The sequence below is a fragment of the Cryobacterium cryoconiti genome (assembly GCF_004403065.1).
GTDB lineage: Bacteria > Actinomycetota > Actinomycetes > Actinomycetales > Microbacteriaceae > Cryobacterium > Cryobacterium cryoconiti.
This window is the reverse complement of the sequence record NZ_SOHA01000034.1, coordinates 169,108-184,381: the sequence shown is the minus strand read 5'-3', so window position 1 is coordinate 184,381 and position 15,274 is coordinate 169,108. Positions and strand designations below refer to the sequence as shown.

Below are 15,274 nucleotides of genomic sequence, written 5' to 3'. Positions count from 1 at the left end.
GCCGGCGGCGCCCGTCCCGGCTTCCAGCGTCCTGGTGGCGCCCCGGCCGGAGCCCCCGGCTTCGGCCCGCCCCGCCCTGCCGGTGGTGGCGGCGCTGGTGGTCGCGGTCGCGGCCCCGGTGGCGGAACCGCTGGTGCGTTCGGTCGCGGTGGCGGCAAGAACAAGGCCCGCAAGTCCAAGCGTACGAAGAGAGCAGAGTTCGAGCTGCGCGAGGCTCCGTCGCTGGGTGGCGTGAGCGTACCCCGCGGCGACGGCGGAACCGTGGTGCGTCTGCGCCGCGGTGCGTCCATCACGGACTTCGCCGACAAGATCGACGCGAGCCCCGGAAACCTGGTCACCGTGCTGTTCCACCTCGGTGAAATGGCCACGGCGACCGAGTCCCTCGACGAGGCGACGTTCGACGTGCTGGGCTCCGAGCTCGGCTACAAGATCCAGATGGTCTCGCCCGACGATGAGGACCGCGAACTCCTGCTCGGCTTCGACATCGACATCGACCAGGAGCTGGAAGACGAGACCGACGAGGAACTCGTCGCCCGTCCCCCCGTTGTCACCGTCATGGGTCACGTCGACCACGGTAAGACCGCGCTCCTCGACGCGATTCGTAACGCCAAGGTGGCCGCGGGTGAAGCCGGCGGAATCACGCAGCACATCGGTGCCTACCAGGTCATCAGCGAGCACGAGGGCATCGAACGTGCCATCACCTTCATCGACACACCGGGCCACGAGGCGTTCACCGCCATGCGTGCTCGTGGTGCCCAGGTCACCGACATCGCGATCCTCGTGGTTGCGGCGGACGACGGCATCATGCCGCAGACGATTGAGGCGCTCAACCACGCTCAGGCCGCCAACGTGCCGATCGTGGTCGCAGTGAACAAGATCGACAAGCCCGGCGCCAACCCGCAGAAGGTCCGTCAGCAGCTCACCGAGTTCGGCCTCGTCGCCGAAGAATACGGTGGAGACGTCATGTTCGTCGACGTATCGGCCAAGCAGGGCACCGGCATCCAGGAAGTCCTGAACGCCGTGCTGCTCACCGCGGACGCCGGCCTCGACATGCGGGCCAACCCGGACAAGGACGCTCGCGGCGTTGCCATCGAGGCACGCCTCGACAAGGGTCGCGGCGCCGTGGCGACCGTGCTCATCCAGTCGGGAACCCTGCACGTCGGAGACTCCATCGTGGCGGGCACGGCCTACGGCCGCGTTCGTGCGATGGCAGACGAGAACGGCGTGCCCGTGCTCGCCGCGACCCCGTCCCGGGCAGTCCAGGTTCAGGGCCTGTCCAGCGTTCCTCGTGCAGGCGACACCTTCCTGGTCATCCAGGAAGACCGCACCGCACGTCAGATCGCCGAGAAGCGCGAAGCCGCCGAGCGGAACGCCCTGCTGGCCAAGGCCCGCAAGCGCATCAGCCTCGAAGACTTCACCCGTGCACTCGAAGAGGGCAAGGTCGAGTCGCTCAACCTCATCATCAAGGGTGACGTTTCCGGTGCTGTTGAAGCACTGGAGGAGTCGCTGCTCAAGATCGAGGTCGACGATTCGGTTCAGCTGCGCATCATCCACCGCGGTGTCGGTGCGGTCACGGAGAGCGACGTCAACCTCGCCACCGTCGACAACGCCATCATCATCGGCTTCAACGTGCGCCCCGACACGAAGGCACGCGAACGCGCAGCCCGTGAAGGCGTCGACGTGCGCTTCTACTCCGTCATCTACAACGCGCTCGAGGACATTGAGAACTCCCTCAAGGGAATGCTCAAGCCCGAGTTCGAAGAGGTGCAGAGTGGTGTCGCCGAGATTCGCGAGGTGTTCAGCTCCTCCAAGTTCGGAAACGTCGCCGGTGTCATCGTCCGGTCGGGTGTCATCACGAGGAACGCCAAGGCGCGGGTCATCCGCAACGGCGTCGTCGTGGGAGACAACCTGGGCATCGAGTCGCTGCGCCGCTTCAAGGACGACGTCACCGAGGTCCGTACGGACTTCGAGTGTGGTATCGGCCTGGGCAAGTTCAACGACATCCAGATCGGTGACGAGATCGAGACGATCGAAATGAAGGAAAAGCCGCGGGTCTAACGACCAGCGGATGATGGGTGCGGGTTTCGCCGGGTTTCCTGAACAGGGACGCGGCGGGGCCCGCACCTTCGGAAGTTTTTCGACAATAGGAGTAAGACAATGGCAGATCCGGCACGCGCCAGGAAAATGGCCGACCGCATCAAGGTCATCGTGGCCAAGCGCATCGAACGCGGCCTTCGCGATCCGAGGCTCGGTTTTGTGACCATCACCGACGTCAAGGTGACCGGTGACCTGCAGCACGCCTCGGTGTTCTACACGGTCTACGGTTCCGCGGAGGAACGCGCGGACAGTGCGGCAGCGCTCAAGGCGGCCACCGGCATGCTGCGCAGCGAGGTAGGCAAGAACATCACCGCCCGCCTGACGCCGTCGCTCGAGTTCATCGCGGACGCCATCCCGGAGAACGCGGCCCTGATCGACGACCTGCTCCGTGAAGCGCGCGAGCGCGACACCCAGGTCGAAGAACAGGCCCGCACGGCGAAGTACGCCGGTGACGAGGATCCCTACGTCAAGCCGCGCGAATACGCCGACGACGAGGATGACGACGACGACGACGAAGACCAGGACGACGACTCGGAGGACGGCCCCGCGGCCGGCCAGCACGCCGAAGTCACCGCCGAAGCGGAGTCGCAGAAGTAGCACAGCAGCACACCCCGGTCAGTGGCCGGTAGGCCGGGCCGTCCGGCATCACCCGTGAGGGGATGCGGGGCGGCCCGGCCTTCGTCGTGCGCCGGGCGCGGCCCGTGCGCGCGGGTCACTCGTGCGGCAGGGTGTACCGGCCGGGACCGGTGGCCACGGCGAGGCCGTCGGCCAGCAGTCCGGCCAAAGCCCGGTCGCGCTGAGCAGGGTCGGGCCAGAGGCCGGTGATCTCGGCATCCGTCACCGGGTGATGCGTTGCCCGCAGTTCGGCCAAAGCCCGGTCGCGCTGAGCAGGGTCGGGCCAGAGGCCGGTGATCTCGGCATCCGTCACCGGGTGATGCGTTGCCCGCAGTTCGGCCATGATCAGTCCGCGCACCTGCCGGTCGCTGCCCTCGAACTTCTTCTGCACGGCCTTGCGCGGGCCGGAATAGGCCGGGTAACCGGCGAGACGCCAGGCGCAGGAGCTTTGGATCGGGCAGTCGCCGCAGCGGGGGTTCTTCGCGGTGCAGACCACCGCGCCCAGTTCCATCATTCCGGCGTTGAAGATTGCGGCGTCGCCCCGTGGCAGAGGCAGCAGCGCCCCCATGGCGTCCAGGTCCCTGGTGCGGCTGGGCGGTGCCGGTTCGGCTTGCCCGGCCACGGCCCGCGCGATGACGCGTCGCGTATTCGTGTCGACGACCGGATGCCGCAGACCGTAGGCGAACGCGGCGACGGCGCGGGCCGTGTAATCGCCGATCCCGCTGAGGGCCAGCAGCTCATCGATGTCGGACGGGACCACTCCGCCGTGCCGCTGGGTGATTTCCACGGCGGCGGAATGGAGCCAGAGCGCGCGGCGCGGATAGCCCAGTGTCGCCCAGGCCCGTACCGCCTCGCCGGGAGGCACTGCCGCGAGGTCGCCGGGGGTCGGCCAGCGCTCCAGCCACTCCGCGAGACGGGGGATGACCCGGTTGACCGGGGTCTGCTGCAGCATGAACTCGCTCACCAGCACGCCCCAGGCGCCGAAGTCGTGCCGACGCCAGGGCAGGTCGCGCGCGTTGCCCACGAACCAGGCGTTGATGGCGAGGCTGAGGGCAGGCGACTCGGCGACGGGGCGGGTCTCTGCACAGGCTGGTTCCGTGACGGTGGCATTCACCGTTCTAACCTAGGCTCGAATAATGAAGTTTGTCTCCACTCCCCGGATTGAGTTCCTGCGGGAGCTCTCGACCGAAATCCTCGGCGTCTACGGTCTCGGTCGCACGGTCGTCGCCATCGATGGCACGGATGCCGCGGAGCGAGCAGCCTTCGCGGACGACCTGGCCGCCGTGTTCGACGAGCGGGAGCATCCGGTGTTCCGGGCCTCGCTGCGCGATTTCCGGCGGTCGCGCGCCGAACAGGAGCGCTTCGGGCCGGAATCACCCGAACGCCTGCTGCGCTACCTCTACGATTTCTCGCTGCTGCGCCGCGTGCTGCTGGACCCGTTCCGCCTGGGCGGGAGCGCCGGTTTCGTGACGCGGGCCTTCGACACCGACCGGGACACCTGGATCCAGCCCACCTGGCTGACCGGGCCGCCCGACGCCACGCTGATCCTCGACGGCGAATACCTGAATCGTAAGGAGCTGCGCGACCTGTGGTCGTACAGCGTTCTGGTGGAGACCGAGGCGGATGCCGTGCGCTTCGGCCCCGGCGAAGGCGACGAGGCCGGCACGGTCAACGAGCACGTGGTGGCCGACCGGCTGTATCGCGGCGAGGTGCGCCCGCGCAGCCGGGCCACGGCGGTCGTCGACGTGAGCAATCCGGATGACCCGCGCCGCGTGTTCCTCGACAGCTGCTGACCGGGTCTCGACAGGCTCGACCACCGACAAGCTCGACCACCGGCAGGCTCGACCACCGAGTTGCTCGCGGCGCAGGTTGTGGAAGCGGGCGCACGTTCTACCGTGCGCCCGCTTCCACAACCTGCGCCGCGGCGGTCAGCGGCGGAGGCCCGCGAAACGCTCGAGCACGTCGAACGTGGACAGCGGCACCCCGCGCGCCTCGACCTCGTGCACAAGCGCGGTCAGCAGTTCGTTCACGGGCACCCGCACCTCGGCCAAGGCGGCTTCGCGCACCACGGCGCCGTTGAGGAAGTCCACCTCGGTGAGCTGCCCGCGCTTCAGGCTCTGCTGGGTCGAACCAAGATTGGGCACGTCGCCCATGCGTGAGCGCAGCCGCAGGGGCAGAACCTGGCCGAACGCCGCCGGCAGCCGCGAGAACGCGCGCAACGGTCCGTCGCCGAGCCCCTGCAGGTTTCCGAAGCGCACCCCGCGCCGCATCCCCACCCGCACGGTCTCGCGCATGCTCTCGGTCATCACGCGGCGGAGCCCGGCATGGTCCACGACCTCCTGAACGCTCATCCCGGTGATCGCGGGCAGGGCGTTGAGCATGTTGACGACCAGTTTCGTCCACTGGGCGCCGACGAAGTTGTCGAGGGCGAGCGTCGGCACGGCGCCCGCGAGCACGTCCCGCCAGGCGAGGGTCGCGGCATCCGCGACCCCGGTTCCCCGGCCCAGGTAGGTGGGAGCGGCGGTCGTGACCGTCACCTGGCCGGGGGCGGCGTAGTTCGCCGCGATGATCGACAGGGCTCCGAAGCAGTCCGAGCGGGGGAGCAGCGCACTCGCGGTGCGCACCCCGTCGAGGCCGTTCTGCACGACGATCACGGGGGAGCCGTCGAGAACGCGGGCGTTATCGCCGATGGCCGCGGCGGCATCCTGCGCTTTGGTGCAGACAAGCGTGAGCTGGGGGGTCTCGGCCAGGCGTTCGAGGGCGACGGGATGCCCTCGCGCGGCTCCGAAGGCCCCGGTCAGGGAAATCCCCTCGGCCCGGATGACCGCCAGCGCCGGCCCACGCGCCGTCACGGTCACGGTGTGGCCGGCCCGGGCGAGCAGGGTCGCGAAGGTGCCGCCGAGGGCGCCGGCGCCGATCACCGCAATCTTCATCCCTCCAGCCTAGGTCGCGCACGAAGCGCCGAGGCGCGGCGGGAAAGCTCACACCCGGTGCCGGATACCATGGCAAGAGTGAATGAACAAGCAGCGCAGGGCAAGGTCGGCGCGACCGCCAGCGGCCTCCTCCTGGTCGACAAACCCCAGGGCTGGACCAGCCACGACGCCGTCGCCCGCACCCGCCGTCTGGCCGGTACCCGCAAGGTCGGCCACGCCGGCACGCTGGACCCGATGGCGACCGGCCTGCTGATCCTCGGCATCAACAGCTCCACCCGTCTGCTGACCTACGTCGTCGGCCTCGACAAGGAATACCGGGCGACCATTCGGCTGGGTGCCGCGACGACGACCGATGATGCCGAGGGCGAAGAATTGACACGGGCATCCGTCGCCGTCGTGGCCGCCCTCAGCCCGCACGCCATCACGGCCGGCATCGCCGCACTCACCGGCGACATCGCCCAGCAGCCGAGTTCGGTCAGCGCCATCAAGGTCGACGGCAAGCGCGCCTACGCCCTGGTGCGCGCCGGTGAAACGGTCGACCTGCCTGCCCGGCCCGTCACCGTGAGCACCTTCGAGCTGCTCTCCACGACGACGGTCGACGGGTTCCTCGATCTCGAGGTGCGGGTCGAATGCTCGTCGGGAACGTACATCCGGGCGCTCGCCCGTGACCTCGGTGCCGACCTCGCGGTCGGCGGCCACCTCACCAGCCTGCGCCGCACCCGGATCGGCCCGTTCCGGATCGAGGCGGCCCAGCCGCTGGCCGAGCTCGACGTCGCGGCCGGCCTGATCGGCCCGACGGATGCAGCCACCCGACTCCTCGGACGCCTCGACCTCACCGAGCAGCAGGCCATCGATCTCGGCCACGGCAAGCGCATCGCGGTGGATGCTGCGTCCCGCACGGTCGCCGGGCAGGGCGACGACGGATCCGGCGGGCCTGTCGCAGCGATCGCGCCGGACGGCCGGCTGGTCGGTCTGGTCGAATTCCGCGGCGACCACGCCAAGTCCCTGCTCAACTTCCCACGCGACGAGGCCGCCGAATGATCGAGTGGTTCACCTGGCTGCAACTCGGCGTGGCCGGGGTCGCCGGCCTGCTCTGCATCGTTCTCGGTCTGGCCGGCCGCAAGCCCAACGACCTCACGATGGGTGCCACCGCGCTCGTGGAGCTGCTGCTGATCGTGCAGCTCGTCGTGGCCATCGTCGCGCCGTTCACCGGCAACACCGCCACCGGCAGCGTGCTGGAGTTCTACACCTATCTGATCAGCGCCATTTTGGTTCCCGTCGCCGCCGTCGGTTGGGCGTTGATCGAGCGCAGCCGGTGGAGCACCGTCATCCTCGGTGTCGCCGGCCTGGGCGTGTTCGTGATGGTCTACCGCATGTGGCAGATCTGGACGGTACAGGGCCTGTGACCGCTGTGACCGCTGTGATCCGACGCACCACGGATGCTGCGATAATTAGGAAGCCATGACCGCCCCTTCGAGCACCCCCGCGAGCACCCCCGAATCGACCGCCGCGTCGACCGCCGCCGGGGCCGCTCGCAGCTCCCGCGTGACCGGCGTCGGGCGGCTTCTGATTGCCGTCTACGGCCTTCTCGCCCTGGCGGCGACGGGGCGTTCGTTCGTTCAGATCGTCGCCAAATTCGACGAGGCCCCGCTGTCCTACTCGCTGTCCGCGCTGGCAGCGGTCGTCTACATCGTCGCCACGGTGGCCCTGATCAAGAGCGGCGGACGCTGGCGTCGCGTGGCCTGGATCACGATCGGCTTCGAGTTCGTCGGCGTGCTCGTCGTGGGCACTCTGAGTCTTCTCGATCCCGAACTCTTCCCGCACGACTCGGTCTGGTCGCTCTACGGCCGCGGTTACGTGTTCATTCCACTGGTGCTGCCGCTGCTGGGCATGTGGTGGCTGTCCCGCACCGGGAAGGCGCGCCCGTGAAGGTGTTGCGCGGCGTCGCCGACATCCCCGCCGACTGGCCGGCCTCCGCAGTCAGCATCGGCAAGTTCGATGGCGTGCACGCGGGCCACCGTGCGGTGATCGACGAGCTGAAAGGCGTCGCCGATCTCAACGGCCTGGCCTCGGTGGTCGTGACCTTCGACCGGCATCCGCTCGCCGTGCTGGCCCCCACCCGGTGCCCGCAGACCCTGATCAGCACCGAACAGAAGCTGGGCCTGCTCGCCGAGACCGGCGTGCACGCCACCCTCGTGCTCGAGTTCACCGCGGCGCTGGCCGCCCTGCCGCCCGTGGAATTCATCGAGAGCATCCTGGTGCAGGGGCTGCACGCGCGCACGGTGCTGGTGGGCCGCGACTTCCGGTTCGGCGCCCACGGTGCCGGCGACGTGCACCTGCTGCAGGAGCTGGGGGACCTGTTCGGCTTCACCGTGCGACTGATCGACGATGTGAAACCGGACCGGATGCGCCGGGTCTCGTCGACCTGGATCCGCGAGCTGCTCACCCGTGGCGAGGTCGGCGCGGCCACGACCCTGCTCGGACACCACCCAACCCTGCGCGGCGAGGTCGTGCACGGCGCGAAACGCGGACGCGAACTCGGCTTCCCCACGGCCAACCTGTCCCCGGCGTCCGAGGGGCTCATCCCCGCGGACGGCGTGTACGCCGGTTGGCTGACGGATGCCGGCATCCGCTACCCGGCGGCCATCTCGGTGGGCAACAACCCCACCTTCGACGGTGTGGCGCAGAAGCAGGTCGAGGCCTACGTGCTCGACCAGGACATCGACCTGTACGACCACGTGGTGGAGGTGGAGTTCGTCGAGCGCATCCGCGGCATGGTGGCCTTCACCGGCATCGAGCCGCTGATCGTGCAGATGCACGACGACGTCTCGAAGGTCCGCGGCATCCTGGCCTAGCAGGCAAGCGCGGGCCGCAATTGTTGCCCGAGCGGACAAGTGTTGCCCGCACACCGGCAACAGTCGTCCGATGCGGCAACAGTTGCTCGAGTGGACGCGCCCCTAGACTTGCCCGATGACGGATGCCGCGCCCCGAGCCCTGTGGGCCGGCCGCACCCTGGCGCTGGTCGGCATCCTGCTGGTCGCGGCCAACCTGCGCACGGCCGTGGCGGCGCTCTCCCCGATCGTGACCCAGATCAGCGTCGATGTGCCTCTCGGAGCGGTCGCCATCGGGGTGCTGGGCATGCTGCCACCGGTCTGCTTCGCCGTCTTCGGCATCTTCACCCCCGTCTTCACCCGGCGGGTGGGACTGGAGCAGGTTCTGGTGCTGGCCCTGATCGCCATGCTGGCCGGGCATGCCGTGCGCGGACTGTCCGGTTCGGTGGGCATGCTCCTCCTCGGCAGCGTGATCACGTTCGCGGGACTGGGCATCGGCAACGTGCTCCTGCCGCCGCTGGTGAAGAAGTACTTCCCGGATCGAGTAGGCCTGGTCACCTCCCTCTATGTGACCATGATGTCCCTGAGCACCCTGCTGCCGCCGCTCGTGGCCGTGCCGGTCGCGGATGCCGCCGGCTGGCGCGTCTCCCTCGGCCTGTGGATGCTGCCGGCCCTGATCGCCCTCGTGCCCTGGATCACGATGCTGGTGCGGCATCGGGCGCAGGGGGTGGCCGGCCCCGTGCCGGAGGAGGCGGAACCGGCGCTGCTGGGCCGCATCTGGCATTCATCGGTCGCCTGGGCCATCGCCGTCGTGTTCGCCGCGTCGTCCCTCAACGCCTACGCGATGTTCGCCTGGTTGCCGCAGCTGTTGATCCAGACCGCCGGGGTGACGCCGGCCCAGGCCGGAACCCTCCTCTCCCTGTATGCGGCGGTCGGCCTGCCGTGTGCCCTGGTCATCCCCTATTTCACCGTGCGGCTGAAGAATGTGGGGGTGCTGGTCTACATCGGCGTGCTCGCGTTCCTGGTGGGCTACCTCGGTCTGCTCCTGGCGCCGACCGTTCTGACCTTCGTCTGGGTCTTCTTCGCCGGCCTTGGTCCGCTGTTCTTCCCGCTGGCTCTGGTGCTGATCAACCTCCGCACCCGCACGCATGAGGGGTCCGTGGCGTTGAGCGGGTTCGTGCAGAGCGTCGGCTACACGATCGGCGCCCTGGGGCCTCTCACGGTGGGTCTGCTCCACCAGCTGACCGGTGGCTGGACCTGGCCCCTCGTCTTCCTGATCGGAACTGCCCTCGCCGTCACCTTCGCCGGTGCCGTGCTGTCCCGCCCGCACCTGCTCGAGGACGACCTCGCCCGCTAGCCGGCGGGCCTCAGGCGACCAGGTCGGCTCGGTGGATCAGGGCTGCGGCGCCGATCAGCGGGCCGTCGCCGGAGAGAGCGGATGCGACGACCCGCACCCGGGTCGCGAAGGAGAACACCGTGCGCTCGGCGACGGCTGCCCGCACGAAGTCGAACAGGTCAGGTGTCACGTGTGAGAACCCTCCGCCGATCGCGACCACGTCGAGGTCCACGAGGTTGGTCGCCGAGGCGATCGCCTGGCCGATGGCCTGGCCGCAGCGCTTCACCGCGGCGACCGCGATCGGGTCGCCGGCGGCGTACGCGGCCGAGAGGTCCTCGCCGGTGAGGCCCGTCCAGCCCTGGGCGCGCGCCCAGGCCACGGTGCGCGGGCCGGACGCGACGGCCTCGAGGCATCCGGTGCCGCCGCAGGCGCAGGGGTCGTCGAACCCGCCGACCTCGATGTGGCCGATGTGCCCGGCGTTGCCGCTGGAACCCGAAACGGTGGTTCCACCCAGGATCAGGCCGCCACCCACGCCCGTGGACACGACCATGCCCATCAGGCTGCCGGCACCCTGCCCCGCGCCGAGCCAGTGCTCGGCGAGCGTGATGCAGAGGCCGTCCAGGCGCAGGCGCACGGGCGCATCCGGCACGAGTGCGGCCACGAAGTCGCGCAAGGGGTAGTCCCGCCAGGCGGGAAGGTTCAGCGGGGAGACCAGACCCGTCTCCACCGTGATCGGACCAGCGGTGCCGATGCCGACGCCGAGCAGGGGAGCGCCGTCCGGCAGGCTTGCGTGCGCACGGCTGAGCACGGATTCGACGGCGGCCGCCAACTCGTCGGCGGTTCTCTGTGGACCGGTGGGGGAGCGGTGGCGGCTGGCAGCGAGCACGGCGCCGCGCTCGTCGACGAGGGCGGCTTCGACCTTGGTACCACCGAGGTCGACGGCGAGAGCATAACGGGGGAGCATGCTTCGAGCCTAGGGCGTGCCGAGTTCAGCTGCTCATGCTCAGGTGAGCAACATAAACAACAGCCGTTGATCGGGGGAGACCGGCGACCTAGGCTGGGGTCATACCGGACGGAGCACCATGGCGGACACTGACGAGCTATTGTCTATTCGCGCGGCCGAGTTGTACTACGAGGAAAACAAAACGCAGGACGAAATCGGCACCGTGCTGCGCCTGACCCGCTGGAAGGTGGGCCGGCTCCTGGCCCAGGCGAAGGCCAGCGGCTTCATCCGCATCGAGATCGTGCATCCCCGCGCCCGCCGTCTCTCCATCGAACGCCGGCTGCGCGAGAAGACCGGGCTGACGGATGCCATCGTCGTCTCCTCCGCCGGCGTCACCGGTGACGAGGAACTCCAGTCCCGCACCGCGCAGGCCGCCGCCGACTACCTCGCCGCCCTGCGCCCGGTGCCGCGTACGCTCGGCATCAGCTGGGGCCGCACCCTGCACGAGGTGTCGCTGCACGTGGCCCAGGGGTGGGCCACCGGAGTCAACGTCGTGCAGATCAACGGCGGTGTCAGCCTCAACCGGCGGGCCGGCACGGCGGCCGCCACGGCCGTCACCATCGCCCACAAGGGTTCGGGCGCGGCGACCCTGTTGCCGAGCCCGGCCATTCTCGAGCATCTGGAGACCAAGAACGCGATCGAAGCCGATCGCTCCGTCGCGGCCGTGCTCAATCTGGGCGCAACGGCATCCGCCTATCTGTTCAGCGCCGGCCAGGCCGACCAGAATTCGGCCCTCGTCGACAGCGGCTACCTCACCGCCGAGCAGATCGCCGAGCTGGTCCGAAAGGGAGCCGTGGGGGACGTCGTCGGCCGCTACATCGACAGCACCGGCAACATCGTCGACCCCGAACTCGACTCTCGCACCGTCGGCATCCAACTCGAGCAGCTCCGCCACGCGAAAACGGCGGTCGCCGTCATCGCCGGGAGTTCCAAGCACGCCATCGCCCGAGCCGTCGTCGGCAGCGGCCTGTGCACCGTTCTCGTCACCGATGAAGAAACCGCCCTCGCCGTGCTCGGCGACGACTCCTGACCGAACCCCGACCGCAAGGACTCTTCATGACAACCAGCCACTCGGTTATGGCCCAGTTGAACACCGGGGAGCGCGCCCTGGCGCTCATCGGCGGGGAAGCCACGGATGCCAACCTGCGCCGCTACCTGCACGGCATTCCCGGCATCGACGCCGTCGGCCTCGAGCAGCGCGCTGCCGACCTCGGCACCCGCTCGATCAAGACCAGCTCGAAGAAGTGGGCGATCGACAAGATCATCAGCCTGATCGACCTCACCACGCTCGAGGGTGCCGACACCCCCGGCAAGGTGAAGTCACTGGTCGGCAAGGCCCTCACCCCCGACGCCGGCGACCTCAGTTGCCCGCGCGTCGCCGCCGTCTGCGTTTACGGCGACATGGTGAAGCACGCCGTCGCGGCCCTCGGCTCTGCGCACTCCCGGGGCACGGATGCCGGCGTGCGTGTCGCCGCCGTCGCCACCGCCTTCCCGAGCGGCCGGGCGTCCCTCGCGGTCAAGCTCGCCGACGTGCGCGACGCGGTCGACGCGGGCGCCGACGAGATCGACATGGTCATTGACCGCGGGGCGTTCCTGTCCGGGCGGTTCGCTCAGGTCTACGACGAGATCGTGGCCGTCAAGCAGAACTGCCGCCGCCCCGACGGCAGCGCCGCGCACCTCAAGGTGATCCTCGAAACCGGGGAACTGAACACCTATGACAACGTGCGCCGCGCGTCGTGGCTGGCCATTCTGGCCGGCGCCGACTTCATCAAGACCTCCACCGGCAAGGTGCCCGTCGCGGCCACCCTGCCCGTGACCCTGTCGATGCTGGAGGTCGTGCGCGACTGGCACCGCCTCACGGGGGCGAAGGTCGGCGTGAAGCCGGCCGGTGGCATCCGCACCTCCAAGGACGCCACGAAGTACCTCGTGACCGTCGCCGAGACCGTGGGCGAGGAATGGCTGTCGCCCGGCCTGTTCCGATTCGGGGCGTCGAGCCTGCTGAACGACGTGCTGATGCAGCGCCAGAAGATGACCTCCGGGCACTACTCCGGTCCCGACTACGTGACGATGGATTAAGGATTACCCCATGAGCTTTCTTGACTACGCTCCGGCCCCGGAGTCCCAGGCCGTGCTGAACCTTCGTGCGGACTACGGACTCTTCATCGACGGCGAGTTCGTCGCCGGTCGGGGGGAGCCGTTCCAAAGCATCAACCCCGCCACCGAGAAGCAGATCGCCATGATCGCGCACGCCAATGCGGCGGATGTCGACATGGCCGTTGCCGCCGCTCGTCGCGCCTACGACAAAACCTGGTCGAAGCTCTCCGGCAGCGACCGCGGCAAATACCTGTTCCGAATCGCGCGTCTGGTGCAGGAGCGGGCCCGCGAGCTCGCCGTCGCCGAGACCCTCGACAATGGCAAGCCGATCAAGGAGAGCCGCGACGTCGACGTGCCCCTGGTCGCCGCCTGGTTCTTCTACTACGCCGGCTGGGCCGACAAACTCGACCACGCCGGGGTCGGCCCGACGCCATCGGCACGGGGCGTCGCCGCCCAGGTGATCCCGTGGAACTTCCCTCTGCTGATGCTCGCCTGGAAGATCGCCCCGGCCCTCGCGGCCGGCAACACGGTCGTGCTCAAACCGGCCGAGACCACCTCGCTGACCGCCCTGCTCTTCGCCGAGATCCTGCAGCAGGCCGACCTGCCGGCCGGCGTCGTCAACATCGTCACGGGGGGACGTGACACCGGCCAGGCCCTCGTAGGTCACCCCGGTGTCAACCTGGTCGCCTTCACCGGGTCCACCGGCGCCGGCCGGGCCATCGCCCGGTCGATCGCCGGCACCGACAAGAAGGTCATCCTCGAGCTCGGCGGCAAGGCTGCCAACATCGTCTTCGACGACGCCCCCATCGACCAGGCCATCGAGGGCATCGTCAACGGCATCTTCTTCAACCAGGGCCACGTCTGCTGCGCCGGCAGCCGCCTGCTCGTGCAGGAGTCGATCCACGACGACGTCATCGAGCGCCTCAAGGCGCGTCTGTCCACGTTGCGCCTCGGCGATCCGCTGGACAAGAACACCGACATCGGCGCCATCAACAGCGCGGAGCAGCTGGCCCGCATCCGTGAACTGACCGACATCGGCGAGCAGGAAGGCGCCGAGCGCTGGAGCCCGGACTGCGTGCTGCCGGAGACCGGCTTCTGGTTCAAACCGACCATCTTCACGAACGTCTCCACCAGCCACCGCATCGCCCGCGACGAGGTGTTCGGCCCCGTGCTCTCGGTGCTCACCTTCCGCACCCCGGCCGAGGCCGTGGCCAAGGCGAACAACACGCCCTACGGTCTCTCCGCCGGAATCTGGACGGAGAAGGGCAGCCGGATGCTGGCCGTGGCCGACAAGCTGCGCGCCGGTGTGATCTGGGCCAACACCTTCAACCGGTTCGACCCGGCCAGCCCCTTCGGCGGGTACAAGGAATCCGGCTACGGACGCGAGGGCGGCCGCCACGGTCTCGCCGCCTATCTCAAACCCGCCGCCGGCCGTTCGGCCGCGCGCGCCGTGCCCCCCGCGGAGAAGACCGCCGTTCCCCGAAAGAAGGCCGCGAAGTGACCCGTCTCGCCGTTCCCAAGACGTACAAGCTCTACCTCGGCGGCAAATTCCCGCGCAGTGAATCGGGACGGGTCTATGCGATCCAGTCCCACGACGGGGAATTCCTCGCCAATGCTGCCAAGGCCAGCCGCAAGGATGCCCGCGATGCGGTCGTCGCCGCCCGGTCCGCCCTCGGCGGCTGGGCCGGGGCCACGGCCTACAACCGTGGCCAGGTGCTCTACCGCATCGCAGAACTGCTCGAGGGGCGCCGGGCGCAGTTCACGGCGGAGATCGTTCAATCGGAGGGGGTGAGCGTCGCGGTCGCCGCCGCCCAGGTCGACGAGGCCATCGACCGCTGGGTCTGGTACGCAGGCTGGGCCGACAAATACCTGCAGGTCGCCGGCAACGCCAACCCGGTGTCGGGGCCGTACTTCAACCTGTCGGTGCCGGAGCCCACGGGCGTCGTCGCCATCATCGCGCCGCAGACCGGCGGTTCGCTGCTCGGACTGGTCAGCGCGGTCGCCCCGGCACTGGTGTCCGGCAACACGGTGGTCGTCGTGGCGAACGAGACCATGCCGCTGTCGGCGATCAGCCTGGGAGAGGTGCTGGCCACGAGCGACGTTCCCGGAGGCGTGGTCAACGTGCTCACCGGGTCTCCGGCCGAGATGGCGCCGTGGCTGGCCAGCCACGCCGACGTCAACGCCCTCGACCTGGTCGGCGCCGGCGACCTCGACTGGATCCACCTCGAGATCGACGCGGCCGAGACGCTCACCCGGGTGCTCCAGCCCGAGAACGGTCCGGATGCCGCGAGCCCCTCGCTCGCCCGCATCCTGGCGTTCACCGAGACCAAGACGATCTGGCACACCAAGGGCCTGATCTAGCCGC

Annotated in this window: 15 protein-coding genes; 12 read left to right on the top strand and 3 right to left on the bottom strand. The window is 69.1% G+C overall.

What is annotated here, in order from left to right; translation table 11 throughout:
* Together infB and rbfA are read left to right on the top strand one after the other, a co-directional pair.
* Positions 1–2,058: translation initiation factor IF-2 (gene infB, locus E3T49_RS11480; protein ID WP_134425027.1), on the top strand; the 2,058-nt coding region annotated here is incomplete at its 5' end.
* Positions 2,059–2,157: 99 nt separating this feature from the next.
* Positions 2,158–2,694 (top strand): 30S ribosome-binding factor RbfA, encoded by a 537-nt coding sequence (gene rbfA, locus E3T49_RS11475; RefSeq protein WP_134425026.1) that lies wholly within the window; start codon positions 2,158–2,160, stop codon positions 2,692–2,694.
* A gap of 115 nt (positions 2,695–2,809) precedes the next feature.
* On the opposite strand, the gene E3T49_RS11470 is transcribed toward rbfA, so the two are convergent.
* Positions 2,810–3,751 (bottom strand): HhH-GPD family protein, encoded by a 942-nt coding sequence (locus E3T49_RS11470; RefSeq protein ID WP_241972790.1) that lies wholly within the window; start codon positions 3,749–3,751, stop codon positions 2,810–2,812.
* A 97-nt stretch (positions 3,752–3,848) separates the two neighbouring features.
* On the opposite strand from E3T49_RS11470, the gene E3T49_RS11465 reads away from it, so the two are divergent.
* Positions 3,849–4,505 carry a nucleoside/nucleotide kinase family protein gene (locus E3T49_RS11465; protein WP_134425025.1) on the top strand — a complete coding sequence of 219 codons (657 nt, stop codon included), beginning with the start codon at positions 3,849–3,851 and terminating at the stop codon, positions 4,503–4,505.
* Between the two features lie 135 nt (positions 4,506–4,640).
* On the opposite strand, the gene E3T49_RS11460 is transcribed toward E3T49_RS11465, so the two are convergent.
* Positions 4,641–5,645, bottom strand: a complete 1,005-nt coding sequence (locus tag E3T49_RS11460) for a ketopantoate reductase family protein (protein WP_134425024.1) — start codon at positions 5,643–5,645, stop codon at positions 4,641–4,643.
* 69 nt (positions 5,646–5,714) lie between these two features.
* On the opposite strand from E3T49_RS11460, the gene truB reads away from it, so the two are divergent.
* From truB to E3T49_RS11435, 5 genes are all read left to right on the top strand, one after another.
* Positions 5,715–6,686: a tRNA pseudouridine(55) synthase TruB gene (gene truB, locus E3T49_RS11455; RefSeq protein WP_134425023.1), complete on the top strand. Its 972-nt coding sequence runs from the start codon at positions 5,715–5,717 to the stop codon at positions 6,684–6,686.
* Complete coding sequence (locus E3T49_RS11450) at positions 6,683–7,051, top strand: hypothetical protein (RefSeq protein ID WP_134425022.1); 369 nt, start codon at positions 6,683–6,685, stop codon at positions 7,049–7,051. Before truB ends, E3T49_RS11450 begins: the two co-directional genes overlap by 4 nt.
* Before the next feature lie 55 nt (positions 7,052–7,106).
* Positions 7,107–7,574, top strand: coding sequence for a hypothetical protein (locus tag E3T49_RS11445; protein ID WP_420898546.1), 468 nt, complete (start codon positions 7,107–7,109; stop codon positions 7,572–7,574).
* The gene (locus E3T49_RS11440) at positions 7,571–8,500 is read left to right on the top strand and encodes a bifunctional riboflavin kinase/FAD synthetase (protein WP_134425021.1); all 930 of its coding nucleotides are present in this window, start codon (positions 7,571–7,573) and stop codon (positions 8,498–8,500) included. The genes E3T49_RS11445 and E3T49_RS11440 overlap by 4 nt, the downstream gene beginning before the upstream one ends.
* 115 nt (positions 8,501–8,615) lie before the next feature.
* A complete protein-coding gene (locus tag E3T49_RS11435; RefSeq protein ID WP_134425020.1) occupies positions 8,616–9,833 on the top strand; it encodes an MFS transporter in 1,218 nt (405 codons plus the stop codon).
* A 10-nt stretch (positions 9,834–9,843) separates the two neighbouring features.
* Here the strand turns inward: E3T49_RS11435 and E3T49_RS11430 are convergent, their stop codons facing one another.
* A complete protein-coding gene (locus E3T49_RS11430; protein WP_134425019.1) occupies positions 9,844–10,776 on the bottom strand; it encodes an ROK family protein in 933 nt (310 codons plus the stop codon).
* Positions 10,777–10,894: 118 nt separating this feature from the next.
* On the opposite strand from E3T49_RS11430, the gene E3T49_RS11425 reads away from it, so the two are divergent.
* Genes E3T49_RS11425 through E3T49_RS11410 form a run of 4 tightly spaced genes read left to right on the top strand, consistent with a single transcriptional unit; the run spans position 10,895 to position 15,270 of the window.
* Positions 10,895–11,845 (top strand): sugar-binding transcriptional regulator, encoded by a 951-nt coding sequence (locus tag E3T49_RS11425; RefSeq protein WP_134425018.1) that lies wholly within the window; start codon positions 10,895–10,897, stop codon positions 11,843–11,845.
* A gap of 47 nt (positions 11,846–11,892) precedes the next feature.
* Positions 11,893–12,891: a deoxyribose-phosphate aldolase gene (gene deoC / locus E3T49_RS11420; RefSeq protein WP_134425044.1), complete on the top strand. Its 999-nt coding sequence runs from the start codon at positions 11,893–11,895 to the stop codon at positions 12,889–12,891.
* A 10-nt stretch (positions 12,892–12,901) separates the two neighbouring features.
* Complete coding sequence (locus tag E3T49_RS11415) at positions 12,902–14,410, top strand: aldehyde dehydrogenase family protein (RefSeq protein ID WP_134425017.1); 1,509 nt, start codon at positions 12,902–12,904, stop codon at positions 14,408–14,410.
* Positions 14,407–15,270 carry an aldehyde dehydrogenase family protein gene (locus E3T49_RS11410; protein ID WP_134425016.1) on the top strand — a complete coding sequence of 288 codons (864 nt, stop codon included), beginning with the start codon at positions 14,407–14,409 and terminating at the stop codon, positions 15,268–15,270. The genes E3T49_RS11415 and E3T49_RS11410 overlap by 4 nt, the downstream gene beginning before the upstream one ends.
* Positions 15,271–15,274: the final 4 nt, after the last annotated feature.

What these genes read in the sequence shown, in the direction of transcription:
- E3T49_RS11460 (WP_134425024.1), bottom strand. Translation starts at nt 5,645, where the DNA reads ATGAAGATTGCGGTGATCGGCGCCGGCGCCCTCGGCGGCACCTTCGCG.
- E3T49_RS11415 (WP_134425017.1), top strand. Translation starts at nt 12,902, where the DNA reads ATGAGCTTTCTTGACTACGCTCCGGCCCCGGAGTCCCAGGCCGTGCTG.
- E3T49_RS11450 (WP_134425022.1), top strand. Translation starts at nt 6,683, where the DNA reads ATGATCGAGTGGTTCACCTGGCTGCAACTCGGCGTGGCCGGGGTCGCC.
- E3T49_RS11425 (WP_134425018.1), top strand. Translation starts at nt 10,895, where the DNA reads ATGGCGGACACTGACGAGCTATTGTCTATTCGCGCGGCCGAGTTGTAC.
- E3T49_RS11465 (WP_134425025.1), top strand. Translation starts at nt 3,849, where the DNA reads ATGAAGTTTGTCTCCACTCCCCGGATTGAGTTCCTGCGGGAGCTCTCG.
- E3T49_RS11435 (WP_134425020.1), top strand. Translation starts at nt 8,616, where the DNA reads ATGACGGATGCCGCGCCCCGAGCCCTGTGGGCCGGCCGCACCCTGGCG.
- E3T49_RS11445 (WP_420898546.1), top strand. Translation starts at nt 7,107, where the DNA reads ATGACCGCCCCTTCGAGCACCCCCGCGAGCACCCCCGAATCGACCGCC.
- rbfA (WP_134425026.1), top strand. Translation starts at nt 2,158, where the DNA reads ATGGCAGATCCGGCACGCGCCAGGAAAATGGCCGACCGCATCAAGGTC.
- deoC (WP_134425044.1), top strand. Translation starts at nt 11,893, where the DNA reads ATGGCCCAGTTGAACACCGGGGAGCGCGCCCTGGCGCTCATCGGCGGG.
- truB (WP_134425023.1), top strand. Translation starts at nt 5,715, where the DNA reads ATGGCAAGAGTGAATGAACAAGCAGCGCAGGGCAAGGTCGGCGCGACC.
- E3T49_RS11430 (WP_134425019.1), bottom strand. Translation starts at nt 10,776, where the DNA reads ATGCTCCCCCGTTATGCTCTCGCCGTCGACCTCGGTGGTACCAAGGTC.